At 37.7% G+C, this 21737-nt stretch carries 19 protein-coding genes; 9 read left to right on the plus strand and 10 right to left on the minus strand.

The features are described from left to right. Nucleotides 1-126: 126 nt before the first annotated feature. From J536_RS05230 to J536_RS05245, 4 genes are all read left to right on the plus strand, one after another. Entirely contained in the window at nucleotides 127-831 is a 705-nt protein-coding gene (locus J536_RS05230) for a CoA transferase subunit A (RefSeq protein WP_002113873.1), read from the plus strand. 1 nt (nucleotide 832) lies between these two features. After that, a complete protein-coding gene (locus J536_RS05235; protein WP_014206696.1) occupies nucleotides 833-1474 on the plus strand; it encodes a 3-oxoacid CoA-transferase subunit B in 642 nt (213 codons plus the stop codon). A gap of 116 nt (nucleotides 1475-1590) precedes the next feature. Beyond that, nucleotides 1591-3000 (plus strand): short-chain fatty acid transporter, encoded by a 1410-nt coding sequence (locus tag J536_RS05240; RefSeq protein ID WP_032062274.1) that lies wholly within the window; start codon nucleotides 1591-1593, stop codon nucleotides 2998-3000. A gap of 65 nt (nucleotides 3001-3065) precedes the next feature. Then, nucleotides 3066-4238 carry a thiolase family protein gene (locus J536_RS05245; RefSeq protein ID WP_032062276.1) on the plus strand — a complete coding sequence of 391 codons (1173 nt, stop codon included), beginning with the start codon at nucleotides 3066-3068 and terminating at the stop codon, nucleotides 4236-4238. 49 nt (nucleotides 4239-4287) lie between these two features. Here the strand turns inward: J536_RS05245 and J536_RS05250 are convergent, their stop codons facing one another. The 4 genes from J536_RS05250 to J536_RS05265 all read right to left on the minus strand — a co-directional run bounded on the left by J536_RS05250 (nucleotide 4288) and on the right by J536_RS05265 (nucleotide 7364). Next, entirely contained in the window at nucleotides 4288-5181 is an 894-nt protein-coding gene (locus J536_RS05250; protein WP_003651675.1) for a LysR family transcriptional regulator, read from the minus strand. A 233-nt stretch (nucleotides 5182-5414) separates the two neighbouring features. Next, nucleotides 5415-6308 (minus strand): LysR substrate-binding domain-containing protein, encoded by an 894-nt coding sequence (locus tag J536_RS05255; RefSeq protein WP_032062278.1) that lies wholly within the window; start codon nucleotides 6306-6308, stop codon nucleotides 5415-5417. A gap of 542 nt (nucleotides 6309-6850) precedes the next feature. Next, nucleotides 6851-7072, minus strand: a complete 222-nt coding sequence (locus tag J536_RS05260; protein ID WP_079284332.1) for a hypothetical protein — start codon at nucleotides 7070-7072, stop codon at nucleotides 6851-6853. A gap of 109 nt (nucleotides 7073-7181) precedes the next feature. Beyond that, nucleotides 7182-7364, minus strand: coding sequence for a hypothetical protein (locus J536_RS05265; RefSeq protein ID WP_002113649.1), 183 nt, complete (start codon nucleotides 7362-7364; stop codon nucleotides 7182-7184). A gap of 415 nt (nucleotides 7365-7779) precedes the next feature. Between J536_RS05265 and J536_RS05270 the strand changes: the two genes are divergently transcribed. Beyond that, the gene (locus J536_RS05270; RefSeq protein ID WP_032062280.1) at nucleotides 7780-9198 is read left to right on the plus strand and encodes an aspartate ammonia-lyase; all 1419 of its coding nucleotides are present in this window, start codon (nucleotides 7780-7782) and stop codon (nucleotides 9196-9198) included. Between the two features lie 54 nt (nucleotides 9199-9252). Here J536_RS05270 and J536_RS05275 read toward each other — a convergent pair whose 3' ends face one another. Continuing rightward, complete coding sequence (locus tag J536_RS05275) at nucleotides 9253-11454, minus strand: TonB-dependent siderophore receptor (protein ID WP_032062282.1); 2202 nt, start codon at nucleotides 11452-11454, stop codon at nucleotides 9253-9255. 516 nt (nucleotides 11455-11970) lie between these two features. On the opposite strand from J536_RS05275, the gene J536_RS05280 reads away from it, so the two are divergent. Next, the gene (locus tag J536_RS05280; RefSeq protein WP_032057466.1) at nucleotides 11971-13257 is read left to right on the plus strand and encodes an MFS transporter; all 1287 of its coding nucleotides are present in this window, start codon (nucleotides 11971-11973) and stop codon (nucleotides 13255-13257) included. A 183-nt stretch (nucleotides 13258-13440) separates the two neighbouring features. Then, nucleotides 13441-14790, plus strand: a complete 1350-nt coding sequence (gene chrA, locus J536_RS05285) for a chromate efflux transporter (protein ID WP_032062283.1) — start codon at nucleotides 13441-13443, stop codon at nucleotides 14788-14790. Nucleotides 14791-14873: 83 nt separating this feature from the next. Here the strand turns inward: chrA and J536_RS05290 are convergent, their stop codons facing one another. Further along, nucleotides 14874-15482, minus strand: coding sequence for an FMN-dependent NADH-azoreductase (locus J536_RS05290; RefSeq protein ID WP_032062284.1), 609 nt, complete (start codon nucleotides 15480-15482; stop codon nucleotides 14874-14876). Nucleotides 15483-15577: 95 nt separating this feature from the next. Here J536_RS05290 and J536_RS24915 point away from each other — a divergent pair, with 95 nt between their 5' ends. Continuing rightward, entirely contained in the window at nucleotides 15578-15973 is a 396-nt protein-coding gene (locus J536_RS24915) for a winged helix-turn-helix transcriptional regulator (RefSeq protein ID WP_005069321.1), read from the plus strand. Here the strand turns inward: J536_RS24915 and J536_RS05295 are convergent. Further along, nucleotides 15970-16824 carry a helix-turn-helix domain-containing protein gene (locus J536_RS05295; RefSeq protein WP_005076113.1) on the minus strand — a complete coding sequence of 285 codons (855 nt, stop codon included), beginning with the start codon at nucleotides 16822-16824 and terminating at the stop codon, nucleotides 15970-15972. The genes J536_RS24915 and J536_RS05295 overlap by 4 nt on opposite strands. 166 nt (nucleotides 16825-16990) lie before the next feature. Here J536_RS05295 and J536_RS05300 point away from each other — a divergent pair, with 166 nt between their 5' ends. Next, entirely contained in the window at nucleotides 16991-17908 is a 918-nt protein-coding gene (locus J536_RS05300; protein ID WP_032052148.1) for a DMT family transporter, read from the plus strand. 33 nt (nucleotides 17909-17941) lie between these two features. On the opposite strand, the gene J536_RS05305 is transcribed toward J536_RS05300, so the two are convergent. From J536_RS05305 to J536_RS05315, 3 genes are all read right to left on the minus strand, one after another. Further along, on the minus strand, nucleotides 17942-18946 hold the full coding sequence (locus J536_RS05305; protein ID WP_032062285.1) for a homoserine dehydrogenase: 1005 nt from the start codon (nucleotides 18944-18946) through the stop codon (nucleotides 17942-17944). Between the two features lie 109 nt (nucleotides 18947-19055). After that, nucleotides 19056-19847, minus strand: coding sequence for a sulfite exporter TauE/SafE family protein (locus tag J536_RS05310; protein ID WP_005076117.1), 792 nt, complete (start codon nucleotides 19845-19847; stop codon nucleotides 19056-19058). 228 nt (nucleotides 19848-20075) lie between these two features. Beyond that, nucleotides 20076-21731, minus strand: coding sequence for a TIGR01244 family sulfur transferase (locus tag J536_RS05315; protein ID WP_032062286.1), 1656 nt, complete (start codon nucleotides 21729-21731; stop codon nucleotides 20076-20078). Nucleotides 21732-21737 lie beyond the last annotated feature (6 nt).

The following is a 21737-nucleotide window of genomic DNA, read 5'->3' on the forward strand; positions in this document are numbered from 1 at the left end:
ATCTTTTGTAGACGATTTGAAACCATTCATTGATTATACTCATTAATCCTTTAAAAAAATTAACTTCTATAACGCAAAATGTGATGCTAAAACTAAGATTACTAAGGGATATAGGATAACAATAGAATGAATAAAGTTTATGCCAATGCAGAGGCAGCACTAAAAGACGTTATTGCAGATAATCAAACACTTGCCGTAGGCGGTTTTGGTCTATGTGGAATTCCGGAAAAACTGATTGTTGCAGTTAAGCAAAGTGGTGTGACTGGTCTCACATGTATTTCAAATAACGCAGGTGTAGATGATTTTGGTTTAGGTATTTTGCTTCAAACAAAACAGATCAAAAAAATGATCTCTTCTTATGTTGGTGAAAACAAAGAATTTGAGCGCCAATATTTAAATGGTGAACTTGATGTAGAGCTTACTCCGCAAGGTACATTAGCTGAAAAGTTACGTGCTGGCGGTGCTGGTATTCCTGCGTTCTACACACAAACAGGCGTCGGTACACTCATTGCAGAAGGTAAAGAAGAACGTACCTTTAATGGCAAAAACTACATTTTAGAAGAGTCGTTAACAGCAGATGTTGCCCTCGTTAAGGCCTATAAGGCAGACAAGGCTGGTAACTTAGTGTTCCGTAAAACTGCTCAGAATTTTAACCCTGAATGTGCGATGGCTGGAAAAATTACAATTGCCGAAGTTGAACAGGTTGTTGAAATTGGTGAATTAGATCCAGATGAGATCCATTTAGCGGGTATTTATGTAAACCGCATTGTACTTAATGCGTCACCTGAAAAACGCATTGAGCATAAAACTTTAAGCACGGAGGCAGTATAAAATGGCTTGGTCACGCAATGAAATGGCACAACGTGCTGCAAAAGAACTTGAAGACGGATTTTATGTCAATTTAGGTATTGGCTTACCTACCCTTGTTGCTAATTATATTCCTGAAAATATTAATGTTTGGCTTCAATCTGAGAATGGCCTATTAGGTATTGGTGAATTCCCGACTGAAGAAACTGTCGATGCCGATTTAATTAACGCCGGTAAACAAACGGTTACAGCTCGCCCTGGTGCTGCTTTTTTCTCAAGTTCAGAATCTTTTGCCATGATCCGTGGTGGTCATGTCAATATTGCAATTTTAGGCGCAATGGAAGTTTCCGAAAATGGTGACTTAGCGAACTGGATGATTCCGGGTAAGAAAGTCAAAGGTATGGGCGGTGCAATGGACTTGGTTGTTGGTGTCCAAAAAGTTGTAGTGCTTATGGAACATTGTGCAAAAGACGGTACGCCAAAAATCGTGAAAAACTGTAGCCTACCTTTAACAGGTAAAGGTGTGGTTCATCGCGTCATTACTGACTTAGGTGTAATGGATATTACCCCGCAAGGCGTAGAGCTGATTGAACTTGCTAAAGATGTCACGCTTGAACAGATTCAAGCTGCTACAGGTGTCGAGTTTTATAAAACTTTAGTTGCGTAAATTCTAATTTTTAGTTAGCCAGATAAGACTCAAGTTAGTAAGTGAGCTTGAGTCTTAGCCCTTTAAAGCACCGGATGTGCTGTCTATAAATAAGAACGAGAAGGATTTTTTCAGCTATGGAAAAACAGCAAGGAATTTTTGAAAGATTTGCTCTTCGGATTAGTGACTGGTCTGAAAAATGGTTTCCTGATTCATATATTTTTGCATTACTTGGCGTCATTATTGTATCAATTGCTGCGTTAGGTATTGGTGCACCTATTCACGATGTCGCGACTTCCTTCGGTAACGGTTTCTGGAGTCTTATTCCCTTTACTCTGCAAATGACGATGCTCATCATTGTAGGTTATGTCGTTTCTGTATCTAAGCCCGTAAAGTTCCTAATCCAAAAAATGGCACGTATTCCAAATTCGGGACGTGGTGCTATTGTTTTAGTTGCAACTGTCAGCTTATTAATTTCATTAGTCAATTGGGCAGTAAGCACGATTCTTACCGCACTTTTAGTGATTGAATTAGCGAAACGTAAAGAACTGAACATGGATTACCGTGCTGCTGCGGCGGCGGCAATTATTGGTATGGGAGCAACTTGGGCACTTGGAATTAGCTCTTCGGCAGCACAGCTTCAAGCGAATAAAACTAGTTTACCTGAATCAATTTATAACCTAACAGGGGTTATTCCATTTACCGAAACGATTTTCCTTTGGCAATCAATTGCGATGACCATTATTTTGGTTATTGTGTCAATCGCAATCGCTTACTGGTCAGCTCCAAAAGGCAATAATGTTAAAACAATTGATAGTTTTGATGTTCAATTTGAAGAAGACAAACCACATGAGGAAAAATCGACGCGTCCAGGTGATTGGTTAGAAAACTCGCCTATCTTAACGATTATTGTCGTCGCATTAGGCTTAATCTGGATGTTTTTTGAATTTTCAAAAAGCAATCCAATCATTGCTATTTCAAGTTTAAACACATACAACTTTGTGTTTTTAATGCTTGGGTTAGCCTTGCATGGAACACCAAGAAACTTCTTAAATGCTGTTTCAAAGGCAGTTCCAGCTGTATCAGGAATCTTAATTCAGTTTCCACTTTATGGAAGCATCGCTTTTATTATGACGCAAGCTTTAAACAGTCAAGATTTATCGCTGTCGCATTATATAGCTGAGTTTTTCGTTTCAATCGCTTCAAAAGAAACCTTTGCAATCGTGATGGGGATTTACTCTGCGATTCTGGGGTTCTTTGTACCGTCTGGTGGTGGAAAATGGATTATTGAAGCCCCATATGTTATGCAAGCAGCAAATGATTTGAAAGTTCATTTAGGCTGGTCTGTACAAATTTATAATGCAGCCGAAGCTTTACCGAACTTAATTAATCCATTCTTTATGCTTCCAATGTTAGGCATTCTAAAACTAAAAGCAAAAGATGTGATTGGTTTTACAGTCACTCAACTCGTTGTGCATTTTCCGTTAGTTTTATTTTTATTATGGTTCTTTGGAAGAACGCTTAGCTATACCCCACCTACTTTTTAATTTACCGGCGCCTTTAGTTTCGGCTAAAGGCAAATTTAGCAAATACATCAATAAGAGATATTAAGATGAGTTCAATTGTTATAGTTTCAGGTAGCCGTACTGCAATGGGCGGTTTTCAAGGCAGCCTATCGGCTTTAACTGCACCAGAACTTGGCGCTGCAGTTATCCGTGAATCGATCCAACGTGCAGGTGTTTCCCCTGAACAAGTAGATGACGTTATTTTTGGTTGCGTATTAAGTGCGGGTATTGGCCAAGGTCCTGCTCGTCAGGCGATGCGTAAAGCTGGCGTGCCTGATCATGTCGGCGCTGTCACCATTAATAAACTTTGCGGCTCTGCAATGAAAGCGGTGTTAATGGCATCAGATACTCTAAAAGCAGGCAGTGCCAATATTATTGTGGCTGGTGGTATGGAATCTATGACCAATGCGCCTTATATTTTACCCAAAGCTCGCGGTGGTTACCGTATGGGTCATGGTGAGATTAAGGACCATATGTTTTTAGATGGCCTTGAAGATGCAGAAACAGGCCGCTTAATGGGTTCTTTTGCTCAAGACATGGCAAATACTAAAGGCTTTACCCGTGAGCAAATGGATAACTTTGCGATTTCTTCACTTAAAAAAGCGCAAACTGCGATTACGGAAGGTTACTTCAAAGAAGAAATTGTTCCTATTGAAGTAAAAACACGTAAAGGTGTTGAAGTTATCGATCAGGATGAACAGCCATTAAAAGCGAATCTTGAGAAGATCCCAACATTGCGTCCAGCTTTTAGTAAAGATGGGACAATTACAGCTGCGAACTCAAGCTCAATTTCTGATGGTGCTGCGGCGTTAGTACTCACCACTGAAGAATATGCTCAAAGTCATGGTTTAAATACTTTAGCAAAAATTGTTGCAACTTCTACGCACTCCCAGCATCCAAGTGAATTTACCATCGCTCCAATTAGTGCTATTCAAAAAGTGCTTGAGCGCGCTGGTTGGTCAGTTGACGAGGTAGATGCTTGGGAAATTAATGAAGCTTTTGCAATGGTGGCAATGGCGCCAATTCATGAACTCGGCATTGATGAGGCAAAAGTAAACGTCCATGGTGGTGCTTGTGCTTTAGGCCATCCAATTGGCGCAACTGGTTCAAGAATTATTCTTTCTCTTATCTATGCTTTAAAACGCCTTGGTAAGAAAAAAGGTGTTGCTGCATTATGTATTGGTGGTGGTGAAGCTACAGCTGTTGCAATTGAAATCTAAAAGTCAAACCACGCAGAAGATGTAAGAATTTTTCTTACATCTTCTTTTTTTAGACTTTAAAAAGTTCATAACAGGTTTGACGGAACCATTTATGGCTACTTTTATGATGGCATGACATATGCCAATGTTGTTTAACATCATAAGTTGGAAAGTCTAGAGGTGCTGGTAAAATCTGTAAATTTTCTCTCACCAATAAGACTTGGCTCAAATAATACGGCACTGTTGCGATCGCATCTGTTTCTTGAACGACTAATCCCACTCCAAGATAGCTTGGTAATCGAATTAAAATATTTCGATCTAATCCTTTGTTCTGTAATTCATTTTTAATATGGTAGTGCCCGATTCCCGCATCAATATCGATATGATATTCGCGCATATAATCATCTAAAGTGAAATTATTTGGATCTAAACGAGGATGGCTTTTAGAGCTAATCACAACATAATGTTGTTTAAAAAACTTTTGTTGATAAAAGCCTTCTTCTAACTGCGGTAAAAAGCCAATTGCAAGATCAATCTCACCATTTGCCATTTGATAGCTGGTTTCTGGTGTAATCGGCCTAATATTCAAGCGAATTAAAGGGGCTTTCTCTTTTAAATAGTTTGTTAATTGCGGTAATAAAACCAGATGAGATACATCTGTCATCGCAATTGTAAAAAGCTGATCTGAAGTTAGCGGATCAAAATTCACACTAAAATTATTAATGCTTTCCACTTTATCAATCACTTCACTAATGAGTGGAAAAATCTCCTTTGCTAATTCGGTTGGGATCATCTCATTCCCAACACGAATAAAAAGCGGGTCATTAAAATGCTGACGGATTTTGTTCAGTCCATTACTAACGCTCGGTTGTGTAAGGCCAATCGCATCAGCAGCCATTGAAACACTTTTAAACCGATAAATATGATAAAAAATATTTAGTAATCTACTATCTAGATCAAACAAAATTGTCTCCGTCTGGATCAAATAATCCATTCAAAAGGAATAAAATCAGGCACAGCATGTATAAAAATGCTCACTAGATTTATGAATTATTGATATATGGTCTAAATTAACAAAGAATCTAGACCATGAGCAATGCTTTATAAAGCCTTTCATCACAAAGACAAAGGTATGAGCTATTTAATTGATTACTTTGTATGTAAATATGTTAAATACATCACATATCATTATAAATTTTAATCATGCTGAGTTTGGAAGCCCTTCCAGATTTGCTGAACTGATTTGTTATCACTCAAGTTATTTTTAAAAATATAAATATCCTGTGGCAGGCAGTATTCTTTATGGTCCAACATGACCAATTTCCCGGTAGCGAGATCTTCCTCTACATTAATTTTTGGAATCCATGCGACACCTAAACCTTGTAATACAAGCTCTTTCAAGTTGGTGGCATTGTCAGTTTCATATAAGGTTTTATAAATCAGTTTACCTTCAATCAATTGATCGACCAATTTACGCAAATAAGCATGTTTACTATAAGCAAGTAATGAAAAATTACTCTGAATTGTATGCTTAGGCGTATGATCTGCTTCGGTAGCTGACACTGGAACAATCTCTGTTTCAGCGATCTTGATACCACTTAAAATATCATCACCAACCCGATTAATATTAGATCGATCTGCATAGCAAATCATAAAATCGCAGGCACCTTCTTTTAAAAGAGATAAGCCTTCACCACTATTCGTTGCGACAATTTCAATTTTTAAATCACGCATAAACGTTGGGAATTTTTTTAAAAAAGTGGTTAAAAAACCTGATGCTAATGAATGAACAACACAGAAACGAATCGTAGATTCGGTTTCATTTTTGATATTTTTAATCAGCTTTGCTGTTTCTTCTACCTGCTTCTCAATATTTTTAGACATCACCAGCATAATCCGCCCAATGTCTGTAAATTCAATATTATTTTTATTATTTCGAATAATAACTTCAGCTCCGATCATCTCTTCTATTTGCTGAATTCTACGCGTAAACGCAGATTGACTAATAAATCGTTTTTCGGCTGCTTTTGAAATAGAACGCTCACGCTCAAGTGTCAAAAGGTCTTCTACCCAACGTACTTCTAAGTTCATTTTATGCATTCCCTTTTTATAGTTATGTCCTTAATCTGTCTGGTTGGGAAGCTGAATAAATAGCTGAATAGATGAATAAAAACTATAAAACATGGGAGTACCTGCAAAAATGCGATGGAGGGTTGGCAAAGCCAAACAATAAAAGTAAGTATTTAAATAATTCTGACATAGAAAAGAGCGTAAGAGAATAAAAGACTTTGATTTAACTCAACAACTCATACAAATATAAAATTATCATCCTAAAAATTATTTTAAATCAAAAAGTAAAGAGCATATAAAGCAAGTAAATAACAAGTTTTAAGTTAATAAAAAACAGAAATAACCCTATGCTTTACTCATGTTTTTTTATAAAAAAAGTCCGCACCTTGGGGAAGAATACGGACTGTAAAACTGAAATTGACTATCTTGCTTATTTCAGGAATTAAGCTCTCTGACTCAATAAATTCATTTAAATCAGAAGATATGCTTGTAGTATAGCTCAGTCCATAAAACCTGACTATTCTACTAAAGTATTTAACTTAAGATTGAATTAAAACGAATTCTTAGTATTCACCAATGAGATAATATAGCTTCCTTGAAATTTCAACCATCATATTAGAAGTATATTGAGTAATTTCAAAAACTTGCTTTTTCTGTGGATTGAACACCATATTGTCCTTTTCATCACTAAAAAAGATATAAGTGGTGTATTTATCCATGTGGTGAATATGCTCTTTTAAGCTTAATTTTTCCCCAGAATTGGGATCATAGGCGATAAACTTCATTCTCATGAATTTTGTCTCTATACATACAGTCTTTTACCTAAACCTTAAAAAAGTCTAAGTAAAACAATATTTTGATGAAAGATATAAAAGATTAACCTAAGAGCTGTAGCTACTTATAAGATATGGGTACAATACTATTGGCCTTATTTACAGAGGTTTCAGCAGAAGCGATAGATTGCTCTGCTTCTTTAAGCAGACGAGAAGTTTTAGACTCACTTTTCTCTTCACCATGGAAAAGTACATAGTATGTAAAACTTCCCAAGATAATTAATGCGGCTGTGACTTTTAACATAAACTTAAAACTAAGATTTTTTCATATTATAGTTGTTTTTATGTGAAATGCATCACGTTTTTATATAAATTTGTTAGATAAGCTACACTTTAAAAGCTAATAATAAAGATAATTAAGTTGATATTTCACTTAAATTAATCAGTCTTAAATTTTGTAATAAGTTGCTTTTCAAAAATTAGATGACATTTCAATGTATCAAGCAATTTTTTAATTAACCTTATTTTAATATTAAGATATTAATTTAAATAATAAAATTTAAGTTAAATTAATAGTTGTAAGTGAAATCTCCTCGTTAGTTCTCTATAAAATTAAAAATTTGATATGCAAAAAATGCATAATTAACTTGATAAATGCATTAGAAGTGAAGCATTTCGAAATCTAATATGAATTATCTTCTTTACTAATTCGAAGTTTAATGATGAACGCTGAAATTACCACCCGTATTGAGAAGGATCTTATTGGTTATAGAGAGATCAATAATAACGACTACTACGGAGTTCAAACATTACGTGCTTTAGAAAACTTTAATTTAACTCAAAGCAAGGTCGGAAATTTCCCTCACCTTATTAAAGCTTTAGCAATGGTAAAGCTTGCTTGCGCTGAAGCGAACTATAATCTTAAAAGCTTAGATCAGACTAAATTTGAAGCAATTGAATACAGCTGTAATCAGCTGATTCGCGGTAATTTTCATGATCAGTTTCCGATAGATATGATGCAAGGTGGTGCTGGTACTTCAACCAATATGAATGCAAATGAAGTATTAGCAAACGTCGCTTTAGAATATATGGGACATGCAAAAGGCCAATATCAGTATTTGCATCCTAATAACGACATTAACATGTCACAGTCAACAAATGACGTATACCCTACTGCGATTCGCTTAGGTTTGTTATTAAGCTTAGATGAACTAAATCTTCCTTTTAACAATTTAATCTTAAGTTTCCGCAATAAATCTCAAGAATTTGCTCACATCCTAAAAATGGGCCGTACGCAGTTACAAGATGCGGTTCCTATGACATTAGGTCAAGAGTTTGGTGCTTTTGCAGTAACTTTACAAAAAGACCTTGAGCAAATTAATACTCTTATTCCAAATGTTTTAGCGTATATGAACCTTGGTGGTACGGCGATTGGTACGGGAATTACTACTGAATATAGTTACCGTGAACTCGCTATTCAAGCACTTGCAAAAATTTCTGGTAAGAAAATTAAGTCTGCCCCTGATCTAATCGAAGCAACTTCAGATATGGGCGACTTTGTTCTTTTATCTGGTTTATTAAAGCGTACCGCGACTAAACTTTCAAAAATTGCCAATGACTTACGTTTACTTTCAAGTGGTCCACGTACTGGCATTAATGAAATTAATTTAGAAGCTCGCCAACCGGGTAGCTCGATCATGCCGGGTAAAGTAAACCCTGTTATTCCTGAAGCGATGAACCTTGCTTGCTTCCAAATTATTGCAAATGACTTGGCTGTAACTTTAGCTGCTGAGGCTGGTCAATTACAGTTAAATGCAATGGAACCACTTATTGCATTCAAACTATTTGAATCGATGGACTTGCTCGGTAAAGCAATGGCAATGTTCCAAACTAAGTGTATTGATACAATTACGGCGAACCCTGAGCATTGTAAAGCTTTGGTTGAAAACTCAATTGGTATCGTGACTGCACTTAACCCATATCTAGGTTATGAAACTACAACTCGTATTGCTAAAACTGCAAACGAAACTGGACAAAGCGTATTGGCTTTAGTTCAAAATGAAGGTTTATTATCGGCACAAGAGCTTGATGATATCTTGTCGATTAATAATATGGTTAAACCAAAAATGTCGGCTTAATTCCTGAAAATAAAAAAGGAGCTTTATAAGCTCCTTTTTTATTTGTTCTATATTTTAAAAACTGAAAGTTGTAGAGAACTGGGCTGTACGTGGATTACCTAAGAATAAATAGTCATCACCCATAAATGCCCCTACATCACGCCAATATTTCTTATTAAACAAGTTATCAATATTGAATCTAAAAGTTGTGTCATGCCCAGCAAAATTTGTTTTATAGGCAGCACCAATATTAAAGACGCTATAACCACCTACTTTTGCCGTTCCCTCTTTGTTTGCATATTTACTGCTACTGTATTGCATACCACTCAATAATCTTAATCCTTCAACTGAAGGTACTTTATAAGATAACTGCGCAGTTGCGCGGACTTTTGGTACATTTTGAGTTTGATGCCCTTTGTAGCTGTCATTATCAATATCAACAAGACGTGATTTCGTATAGGTAACCCCTGAACTTACGTCGAGTGTATCGGTTAGGGCACCAGTTAAACCTAACTCAATACCTTGATTGTGTTGTTCACCTTGCTCAACAAATTCTAATTTTCCTTCAGAATTTATAGTCGTATATTGATTATCTTGTTTTAAATCAAAAATAGCTGCTGTTAATAAAAAGTTGCGTATTTGTTGCTTAACACCAAGTTCATATTGTTCAGAATTTCTAGGTGATAGAACTTGATAAGCATTCGCTTCTGCATACCATGGAGCTTCGCCACCATCTGATAAACCTTTGGCATATGAAGCATAAAGATTAGTCGCGGAAGTTGGGCTATACATGAGTGCTAATTGTGGCAAGAACTTGTTTAAATCGGTATCTCGGCTTTGCTGGCCATCTGGCTTATAGGCTTGTTCGTCAAGATGAATAAGTTTTCCACCGAGTAAAGTTGACCATTGATCATTAAATTGAACTCGGTCAGATATAGTAAATGCAGTCTGATCACTTTCTAAGGCTTTATAACGATCACCTAAGCTTTCCGATGACGGACTATAGTCAATCGTATCTTCATAGATATTGCCTGTTCCTACCGCTACATTCAGTGGTGTATGGTGCTTTAAGGTTTTATATGTACGTTGTAATTCGAAAGCGATTTGATGCTGGATATTAGCAGTGTTGAATTGACCATTTAACCCAGCAGCGAACTGGTTAGTAATACGTGTATCATCTGGGCTGCGGAAGTCATAAATGTCATAATTTCCGTGTTTATCAAAAGTATTGCCCAAACCAGAACAAATATCGTTATAACATCCCCATGGGAAAGCACTATTATCATCAATTACAACACGGCTTTGCGATGCACTTAAGCTACCACTCCATTGATCATTAAATGCATATTGATATTTCAAACTTGCATTTACACTGTTATTTACAACAGGTTTACTCCAAGACTGGTAACCCAATAAACGGTCTTGATCTACATTTGTTGGTACTTCTTGCCCATCAAGCAGTTGATAACCTGGTACTGAACGTTGACTTTGATGCTGAGCTTCAATATCAAACAATAATTTAGAACGCTCATTAATTTTCCAGTCTAAAGCAACTGAACCAAACTCTCGTTTACCATTTGCGTGATCAACATTTGGATGGATGCTTTCATGGGCTAAATTGATTCGATAACCAAAACTATCATTAATAAAGCCGCCAACATCTGTTGCCAGTGTATAGCCGCCTTCTGAATTTGCATCGACCGTAATAGTTTTAATATCGGCAGGGCTTTTGGTTACATAGTTAACCACACCACCCGGTGTCGACATTCCACTTTGAATAGCAGAAATGCCTTTTAAAATTTCAACTTGTTCTTTATTTTCTAAAGCCACATTTTGTTCGCCACGTATATTATGGCCATTAATGAGATAACTTGAGCCTAAATCAAGCGCAAAACCACGTGCTACAAAGTTTGGATAGTAGCCAATTGCAGCGTAACCATCCCCTAACGATGAATCATTTTTAATAACATCAGTTAAAGTTTTTGCGTGTTGGTCTGCTATGCGTTCAGATGTAATGGTGGTAATAGATGCAGGAACTTTCTTTACATCACCAGTTTGAAAACCAGATAAATTAACTTTTTTAGACGTATATAGTGCATCATGATTTTGTGTAGCGTTCACAGTAATGGTTGGGAGCTGCGAAACCTCCGCTTCATTTGCATAGACGACAGATGTTATGAGTACAATAGATGAAGCCAATGCTGTTTTAGAGCATGTCATGAAGTGAAGATTTAACGAACGTCTTTCCATTGAATAACTCCCTGCCATACCGTGCATAATTCTAAAGCGCTAGAAATGAGTGCGGAGTCTATTTTTAGCCACGCAAGAATACAGCTACATATATTGAGAAACAATACATTCTGTACTTTTTCGATTAAGTGTATTTGATACAAATTTTATGAACTTATCATTATATAAATTTCATTTATTTTATTAGGAATTGACGCTATAACTTTTTAAGTATTACCAAATATTCAAAATAAACTTAAGCTCGAAATGAAACTTAAAAGGAGAAATAAAATAGAAAAGTACCGTTGTAAATTAGCTCACTGATTTTAAATAGAATTAATTATTAAGTTAAATGAAAGGAAGTGTTCGATCATTGGTAAAATTATCTTTAAATCGAACAAAAGGACGTAATCTTACTAGAAACGAATTTTAAAATTAGAAAAAATGAATGGTTAGGAATTTAAGGAAGTGCTCAGGATTGAGTGATATTTAAAGTTTCATTCTATTTTCTATCCAGCATATCTAAAAATTCCTCATTTTTGTCTGCAAAATGATGGAAGAAATATGACATACACTCAGGAAGAAAAACGTAGCAGAATACGTGGGATTGTAGGCGCAGCCTCTGGTAATTTAGTTGAATGGTTCGACTTTTATATCTATGCAGTATTTGCTGCCTACTTTACTCAAGCACTAACAGCACCTGATATGGATAGTACGACTAAATCTATCTATGTGTGGGGCGTATTCGCTGCAAGCTTTTTTATGCGTCCTATTGGTAGTTGGGTATTTGGACGAATTGCAGACCGGCATGGTCGAAAAAAGTCGATGGTCATCTCAATTTGTCTGATGGCTTTGAGTTCTTTTCTATTTGCAGCCCTACCTACTTATGACCAAGTTGGCTTATTTGCCCCTTTCCTTTTACTTGTAGTGCGCTTACTTCAAGGCTTATCGGTTGGTGGTGAATATGGTGCAGTAGCAACATATATGAGTGAATTAGGCTTAAAAGGCCAACGTGGTTTTTACTCGTCTTTCCAATATGTCACCCTCTCTGGTGGTCAATTACTTGCCAGCTTACTTGGTGTAATTTTATTAACGTTCTTAAGTGAACAACAATTACATGATGGTGGATGGCGTATTCCGTTTGTTATTGGTGGTATTGCAGCAATTTTTTCTTTGCTTGCACGTAGTCGCTTAGAAGAAACTCTTTCTCATCAAGATAGCGGACGAAAAGAGTCTGGTAGCTTAAGAGAACTCTTTAAGAAACATTGGAAAACCTTTTTATTAGTGGTTGGATACACTTCTGCTGGTTCATTAACGTTTTATGTAGAGACTGTTTATTCAAAAACCTATTTAACCAACTTAGGGATGGATGGAAAAACCGTTGGTTATATCATGACCTTTGCCCTATTTGTCTATATGTGTGCTCAACCTATATTTGGTGCAATTTCAGACCGTATTGGGCGACGCTCTTCAATGTTGGCATTTAGCTTATTGTCTGCGATTTTTATTTATCCCGTCATGGTGATCGGGATGCGTGCCTATATTGATTCGCCGATCATTATTGCGTTGCTACTTATTTTTATGATGATGTTACTCAGTTTCTATACATCTATCAGTGGTTTGGTAAAAGCTGAAATGTTCCCACCTCATGTGCGAGCTTTAGGTGTAGGTTTCTCTTATGCAGTAGGCAATGCGCTGTTTGGTGGTTCTGCACCTTCAGTTGCCTTACAATTCAAAGCTGCCGGAATTGAAAACACCTTCTTTATATATGTGATTGTCATGCTGATTATCTGCTTCTTATGTAGCCTTGCGCTTCCGAAAAAACCAGATTATTTAGAACATGATCATTAAAAAGTAAAAGATAGATATTCTTCTAGAGATTTTTTAGAAGAATATCTTTTTAAAATAATAAGAAAGTCATTTTTGTTCTGTATGCTATAGCTGCCTAGCACATCTAACTTATTCAATTAACTAAAAGTTACTAGTTTTTGATGTTCTTGATCCGTATGAATCAATTTTTTGATGGGATAAAAAATGGAAAACGAAAAATCCCCTTTACCTGAAAGTATTATTCAAGTCACCTTCTGGCAAGCCTTTTTATTTTGGCTCAAGCTCGGCTTTATTAGCTTTGGGGGACCAGCTGGACAAATTGCTGTGATGCATCAGGAACTCGTTGAGCAAAAGCGCTGGATATCTGAAAAAAGATTTTTGCATGCCCTGAACTACTGCATGTTATTACCTGGTCCTGAAGCACAGCAATTAGCAACCTACATTGGTTGGCTCATGCATAGAACTGCTGGAGGATTAGTTGCAGGTATTCTATTTGTATTACCCTCCTTATTTATTTTAATTGGACTGTCTTGGGTTTACATAAAATTTGGAGATGTTCCCGTTATTGCAGGTATTTTCTATGGAATCAAGCCTGCCGTTACCGCAATTGTTTTCCATGCAACGTACCGTATAGGTAGCCGTTCGCTTAAAAATAAGTTTTTATGGATCGTCGCGATTGCGGCGTTCTTTGCCATCTTTGTCTTAAAGCTTCCTTTCCCGCTTATCGTTTTATCAGCTGGTATTGCTGGCTATTTAGCGAGTAAAAAGTACCCAGAACTATTTTCCTCCGCGGCTGGACATAAAGCCAGTCAAAAAGATTATGGTCCGGCATTTATTGATGATGAGACCCCAACACCAGAGCACGCTAAATTCCATTGGTTGCGTTTAGCTAAACTTATTTTTGTAGCAATCGCTTTATGGCTATTGCCAATTTTAGCTTTAGGCGCATATTTTGGATGGCATCATTCTTATACTCAAATGGCGTGGTTTTTTACTAAAGCTGCATTACTCACTTTTGGTGGGGCCTATGCAGTTTTACCTTATGTCTATCAAGGAGCTGTAAATCATTTTGGATGGCTTTCACCTACACAAATGATTGATGGTTTAGCTTTAGGTGAAACTACACCAGGTCCACTGATTATGGTAGTGGCTTTTGTTGGCTTTTTAGGAGGCGTCAATCATTCATTACTTGGCTCTGAGCATCTATTTTTTGCTGGAGCACTTGGTGCAGTCATTGTGACTTGGTTTACCTTTCTCTTTTCATTTGTATTTATTTTTGCGGGTGCGCCTATTATTGAATCTACACATAATGAAATTAAATTTACTGCGCCACTCACTGCAATTACCGCGGCTGTGGTCGGTGTAATTTTAAATCTCGCACTATTTTTTAGTTATCACGTGTTATGGCCACAAGGCTTTTCAGGGCATTTTGACATTGTTGCAGCCTTCATTACTGTTGGTGCATTTATTGCTTTATTCCGCTTTAACGTGAACGTGTTATATGTGATTTTTGCATCAGCGCTGGTTGGACTAGCTGTCACTTTGTTTAGTTAACTATTGATTTAAATATTTTTTAAATTCAGAAAATCTTATCAATAAGGCCGAACAGTTTCTTTTCTGTTCGGCTGTTTATATTTTTAACCCGCTAATTGTGCGATTTGTGCTGCTGCATTATCTAAGGCAGCTTGACGTGCTTCTGGGCCGAAAGCGATCCCTTCCGCGCGCAAAAAAGTAATATCAGTCACACCAATAAAATTGAAAAACGCTTTGATATAAGTTTCTTGATAGTCTAAAGCTTCGGCTGGTGAACCTTCTGAGTACACACCACCACGCGAAGAAGCAATAATGACACGTTTACCTTCTACTAAACCTTGAGGGCCGTTTTCCGTATAACGGAATGTTTTTCCAGCAACAGATAGTCGGTCAAGCCACGCTTTTAACTGTGATGGAAAGCTAAAGTTATACATTGGCGCGCCGATTACAACGATATCTGACGATAAGAACTCGTCCAAATATTGGGTGTTTCGTGCAACATGTTGCTGCGCTATTTCATTATTAGGTTCAACACCTTGCCATGCCAAAAACTCAGCATCAGATAAATGAGGAATTGGTTCTAAAGCAAAATCGTGATGAATAATTTTTGCATCAGGATAAGCTGCGCTGAGCTTTCCAATAACAGATGAGGTGAGTTGGCGGCTAACAGACTGCTCACCTAAAATACTTGTGTCAATTTGAAGTAGTTTCATCGTTTATACTCACAGTATAAAATTGTTACTTGAACTAATTATGTTACTACTATTATTCTGATGCACAAGAAGGCACATTTAGGGAACCAAGTAATATGACTGTAACTATACCTCACGATATCCAAAGTTCAGATTGCCAAAGAGTCAGCCAAGTATTGGCTAGAGTTGGCGAGAAATGGAGTATACTCATTGTAATGACACTTGCATCACGTTCTCATCGCTTTTCTGAAATTAAAAGAAGTATCAATGGAATATCACAGCGTATGCTTACCTTATGTTTGCGTGGTTTAGAAAGAGATGGATTGGTTAAACGTACGGTTTATCCTGTAGTTCCACCTCATGTTGAATATGAATTAACTCCATTGGGCCATTCACTTACAGAACCTGTAATTGCTTTAGGCCAATGGGCTCAGCAGCATATTGCGGATATTGATGCGGCAAGAGCTGCGTTTGATGCAGCTCAAGATAAACCAATTACATTAGACACTTAACGTAACTGCGAAGGACTTATGCCATAAAATTGTTTAAAGCGATGACTTAAATGGCTTGCTGAACTAAACCCACATACTAGGGCAATATCTTGCAAAGAAAGCTGAGATGACTGAATTAGCCCTTTGGCCTTGGTTAAGCGTCTTTGCATGACATATTGGTGAGGCGCCATATTCATAGACTGTTTAAACATATGAGCAAAATGGTATTCGCTTAAATTCACAACATTCGCCAAATCAGACAAGGTAAGTGCTTGATCTAGATGCCCTTCAATCCAGTCCTGAATATATTTGAGTTTATGAGGAGCGAGCCCACCCTTGATAGTAGGTTGTTGCCATTGAACACTGCTATATCTTCGAATTAAATGGTTCAGCAATAAACTGGCAGTTGTACTCATTTGTAAATGGTTTGCTGAATCTTTCCAATCACAATCTAGCAAGAAAAACTGATAAAGCGCTCGAATCTTTTCGTCATCGTTAAAAACAACTTCGTTTAGTTCAATTTGATTAGGTTCTTTGTCCCATATTTTTTCGGCAACATCACGCAAATGTTGGTCGGTATAATACAAGTGAACGAATTTAAGCCCACCACGTATGTCCCAAGTCGACTCCTGATGCTCAGGCAATAAGCAAAAACGCCCCGGCCCACCGCCGTTTTTCCAGCCTGCAGGGGTTTTTTGATAGCTTTCATAGCCATCTTGAATATAGAGACTTAAAGTGTGGTGATCGCTACAGACACTTACACGATCTTGCTGATTAGACCAAAATGCAAGTTGCATATTCTCATCAAGCACCACAGTCTCGTGAAGCTTGGCTTTAGATTGCTGTAGCTGTTCTAAAGTTTGATAGGCCATGCAAAATTAAAACGAATATCATTGAGCTTAAGTTAACCATATTCAGCAAAATTCAGCTAGTTTAGATCTATAAAAAACGCAAGATCTTGCATGTGCAAAACAAGAATATATACGTGAAAAATGAAGCATTCCTAGATACTTAAGCTTGGTAATCGAGGATGAAGTTATGAATATTTTACTCTATGTTGCGGTGGTGTTGATTTGGGGAACAACATGGATTGGAATTGCCGTTCAAAGCCACTATGCAACGCCCGTTGTCGCAATTTTATGGCGTTTTGCTATTTCAGCCTTATTACTGTGGGTTGTTTTACTATTTTCAGGAAAATTACAGCGGATTGCTTTAAAAGATCACTTGTTTTGTATGCTGCAAGGCCTTTGTGTTTTCGGCCTAAACTTTATTTGTTTTTATACCGCCGTTAAATATGTAAACAGTGGTTTAGAGTCTGTCATTTTTTCGATGGCTGTTTTCTTTAATGCTATTAATGCACTTATCTTTTTTAAGCAAAAACCATCGCCAAACTTTGCCCCAGCCGCAATTTTAGGGCTCATAGGTATTGTTTTACTGTTCTGGCATGACCTGATTAATAGTCAGTTTAATGCACAATTATTAATGGGTATCGGTCTGTGTGCAGTAGGCACTTACGGTTTTTCTTTAGGGAACATGATTAGTGTTAGACACCAAAAACGTGGTCTAAATATCTTTTCAACAAACTGTTATGCAATGACTTATGGCGCATTGGTGATGTTAAGTCTAGCTTTATTTACTGGCCAAGATTTAATGCCTCCAATGAATTTCCCATTTTTAAGCTCGGTACTTTACCTAGCAGTATTTGGTACGGTTATTGGGTTCTCTGCTTACTTTTCTCTTGTTGGACGAATTGGCGCAGCCAAAGCAGCCTATAGCACGTTGCTCTTTCCTTTAGTTGCTCTAACAGTTTCTACTTTCTTTGAAGGATATGTATGGACTTTAAATGCTGTATTTGGAATTTTATTAATCTTACTTGGTAACTACTTAATGTTTAGTAAGTTAGAAATTGGAAAAAAGTTATTTAATAGTCAAAAAAATTGTGAGAAGCAGGCCTAAAAGCCTGCTTTTTTTATAAGTAATAATTCATCTCTAGCAGCCCGTTTTAAGCATCAACTCAAAATCTTTTAAAGCTGCGGCTGCTGTGGCTAAAGGCGCAGATGCCCCTCCACTGACAACAAATTCCCCCATTTCTTGCGTTAACACCCGAATGCATTTATTGGAACCTTGCAGATGAGCAAACGGATGATTTGCTGGAACTAATCTTAATTCAACACCTGTTTGAATTTGCTGATTCTTAATATGAATAAAACCAACCAGACGAGGAATTACATTTTCTTTTTTCCAACCACGAATATGTTCAGCCGTAACGTGACTAATTCCTTGTCTTGGAATATCTTGAATTTTTACATCAGCCCCCAAAACAGTATTGGCTAGTATCGTAATTTTGGCAGCAGTATCCCATCCATCTACATCGAAAGAGCTGTCAGGTTCTGCAATACCTTTTGCTTGAGCTTTTTCAAGAGATTCTGCAAACGCACATTCATGTTGCAACATATCATTCAAAATAAAATTCGTGGTGCCTGTAAACACACCTTCTATTTCTAAAATTTGGCAGCCAGCTAAGTTATATTCAAACAAATCAACAGTTGGTAAGGCAGCAGCTGTCGCACCGCTAAAAAATAGTTTTTTATTGTGCTGATGTGCCAAGTTAACTAATTTTTTACCATCTACGACTAAAGCACCTTTAGATACCGCAATCGCATTCATGCTATGTGTTAAAGCATAATCTAAATAAAATAGGCCTTTTCCACCTGTCACATAGTCACTTGGCCCTGTCTCAATAATGACATCTGCTTGAACCTGTTCTAAAAACTTTTGCTCTGTTAGGCCTACTTGATATTTTGTTTTATCTAGCCACTTTGAAGCGTGTAAACCTTCTTGATCAATTAAACCTGATGATGAGTTGCAGACGCCCACTAAACGGGCATCAATTTGATATTTTTGTTTATAGTATGTCGATCGATTTAAAAGAAGCTCTGCAATTTGTTGCCCAATCCGTCCAAAACCACAAATTGCTACGTTAACTCGCTTCATATCGCTTTCTCAAAAATTTATATGGTTTAAATCAAATTTCCAAAGAGAATTTTAACATCTCGTCTTTGGAAAATTGCTAACTACAGAGATAGTTAAAATACTATATTACTTAGATATTTGTTAGATTAACTATCTTAATGACCATATAAATTGCGACAGCAAAAACCATTAAAGCAAAGACTTTTTGCACAATTGCAGACGGAATAAAACGAATAGCTCTGCGCCCTAATAACATACCAACTGCACATGCGAGCGCAAACGCACTAGTAATGCCTACTGGATAGTGAAAACCCTCTGCAATATGCATCACAATACTCACTCCACTAATGAGAAAAATAATCATAAGTGACGTTGCCACAATGCTATGCATATCCAAATTTGTGACTTTTCTAAGCGCTGGTACAATTACAAAGCCGCCACCAACCCCTAGCATGCCTGTTAAAAGCCCAGCAATAATTCCGATGCTGGCAAGAACGCTTCCCGTTTTAAAATTCCAGATAAAGCGCCCCGTACTTGGGTTAACCTGACACGGCGGGTTATGAAAGTCTGATACTCGGTTACTAATAAGTCGATAGCCCACTGTAAACATGACCAAGCTAAACATTAACATGAGCCAAATAGGTGAAATCGTGTTAGCTATTAAAATGCCGATATGTGCCATAGGAGCACCAATTAGGGCAATCCAGATTGCAGCGCGATAACGCACAATCTTTTTAAATAAGCCTTCAATGGTTCCTATGAGAGTAGATAGCGCAACCGCCAACAACCCAATCGGTGCAGCTTGCGCCACACTCCAGCCTTGACTGGTCATAAGCGCGGGTACAGCAAGAATACCCCCACCAGCACCAGTAAGACCAAGTAAAAAACCAATCACGATGCCTTCAACGACAAGTAATAACATATCAAAAGCCTAAAATTGCATATACATTATTTGCAGTAGACTGCTGGTTAATGAGTGAATAAATCTGCGAAGCTTTAGTCGCTTCTTAGAGTAAAGATTATTAATCTCTGCTTATCCTCTTCCGCTCAAACACAGCTTTCGCCTTGCGCTCGTACAAAGCGTTGCTTTGTTTAACCTCTTAACTCGAACATAGTTCTCGTCTTGCGCTCGTACAAAGCGTTGCTTTGCTTAACCTCGCTCAGGTTTGACCATCCACTCGCGGCCCTTGAGCATGCCTTGCCAATAAATCGGCGGTAAAATCTGCTCTTTAAGTAACCATGCCAAACGAGATGGCTTTTGCCCATCAATCACCCATTTCGGAAAGCTTGGGAGTAATTTGCCGCCGTAACCGAACTCAGCCAGAACGATTTTTCCACGTTCTACAGTAAGTGGACATGAGCCATAGCCGTTGTATTCACATAAATTTTGCTCACCGTTCAGTTGTGCGAGAACATTTACTGCAACGATAGGAGCTTGTGCTCGTGCCGCAGCAGCAGTTTTGGCATTAGGCGCATTCATCACATCACCTAAAGCAAAAATATTGGCATGCTGTGTATGTTGTAGGGTTTGAGGATTCACGCTCACCCAGCCTGCTTCATCAGTGAGTGTGCTGGCACGAATAAAGTCTGGGGCTTGTTGCGGTGGAACAACATGCAACATGTCGAAATCAGTCTCGACCAATGCTGCATTTTCATTGTTCACTACCTTAAACCATGCTTTTTTTGCAGGCCCATCTACTTTGACAAGTTGATGGTTAAAATGCAGTTCAGAGCCATATTTTTCGACATATTGCATTAGTGCAGGTACATATTCCTTCACACCAAATAAAACAGCGCCAGTGTTATAAAAATGGATAGAGATATCTTTGAGTTTGCCTTGTCTTAACCAGTAATCGGCTGAAAGGTACATCGCTTTTTGAGGAGCACCGGCACATTTAATCGGCATAGGCGGTTGGGTAAAGATTGCTTTTCCACCATTTAGCTGTTGCACCAATTCCCATGTATACGGCGCTAAATCATAACGATAGTTAGACGTCACCCCATTTTTCCCTAAGGTTTCGACTAAACCTTCAATTCCATGCCAATTCAGTTTTAAACCAGGACAGACGACCAAAGCTTTATATTGAATGGGTTGGCATCCTTCCAAAATAACTTGATTATGCTCAGGGTCGAATCCGGCAACAGCTGCTTTCATCCATTTCACTTTTGAAGGAATTACACTTGCCATTGAGCGTGCGGTTACTTGTGGTTTAAAAATACCGCCACCGACCATAGTCCAGCCTGGTTGATAATAATGGGTATCTGCCGGATCAATAATGACAATATCTAAATGGGGTTCACGAGACAGTAAACTCGAAGCAACAGAAATTCCAGCTGCTCCTGCACCAGCTATCACGACGCTATAACAAGGAATTGTGGCTGGTTCATGGTCACGTTTTAAAATACGTGGCACTAACCCTTTCAAGTTAAAACCAAGTTTGTTACCTGCTTCTACTAATAAAACCGCATCTTTCGGGGCAACTTCTGCTAAAGCCCATAAACTGATTGCACGCATACCAGAACGGCAATACGCTAAAACAGGTTTCTGAACATTCTGATAAAGCTGTTTAAACTCGGCAACTTGTTGGTCGGTAATTTTGCCGCTGGTCACAGGCTGATAAATTACATTTAGACCATATTGTTGAGCTGCTTCTTCAATTTCAATCACATTGGGTTGGTCTGCACCTTCTCCATCTGGACGGTTACATATCAGTGTTTTTACTCCCTGATCTGCAATTTTTGCGATATCGTCGGCAGTAATCTGGCCAGCAACAAAAAAATCTTGATTAACTCGTTTAAGTTCCATATCGCC

This window comes from Acinetobacter sp. 809848 (genome assembly GCF_000581275.1).
Lineage (GTDB): Bacteria > Pseudomonadota > Gammaproteobacteria > Pseudomonadales > Moraxellaceae > Acinetobacter > Acinetobacter pittii.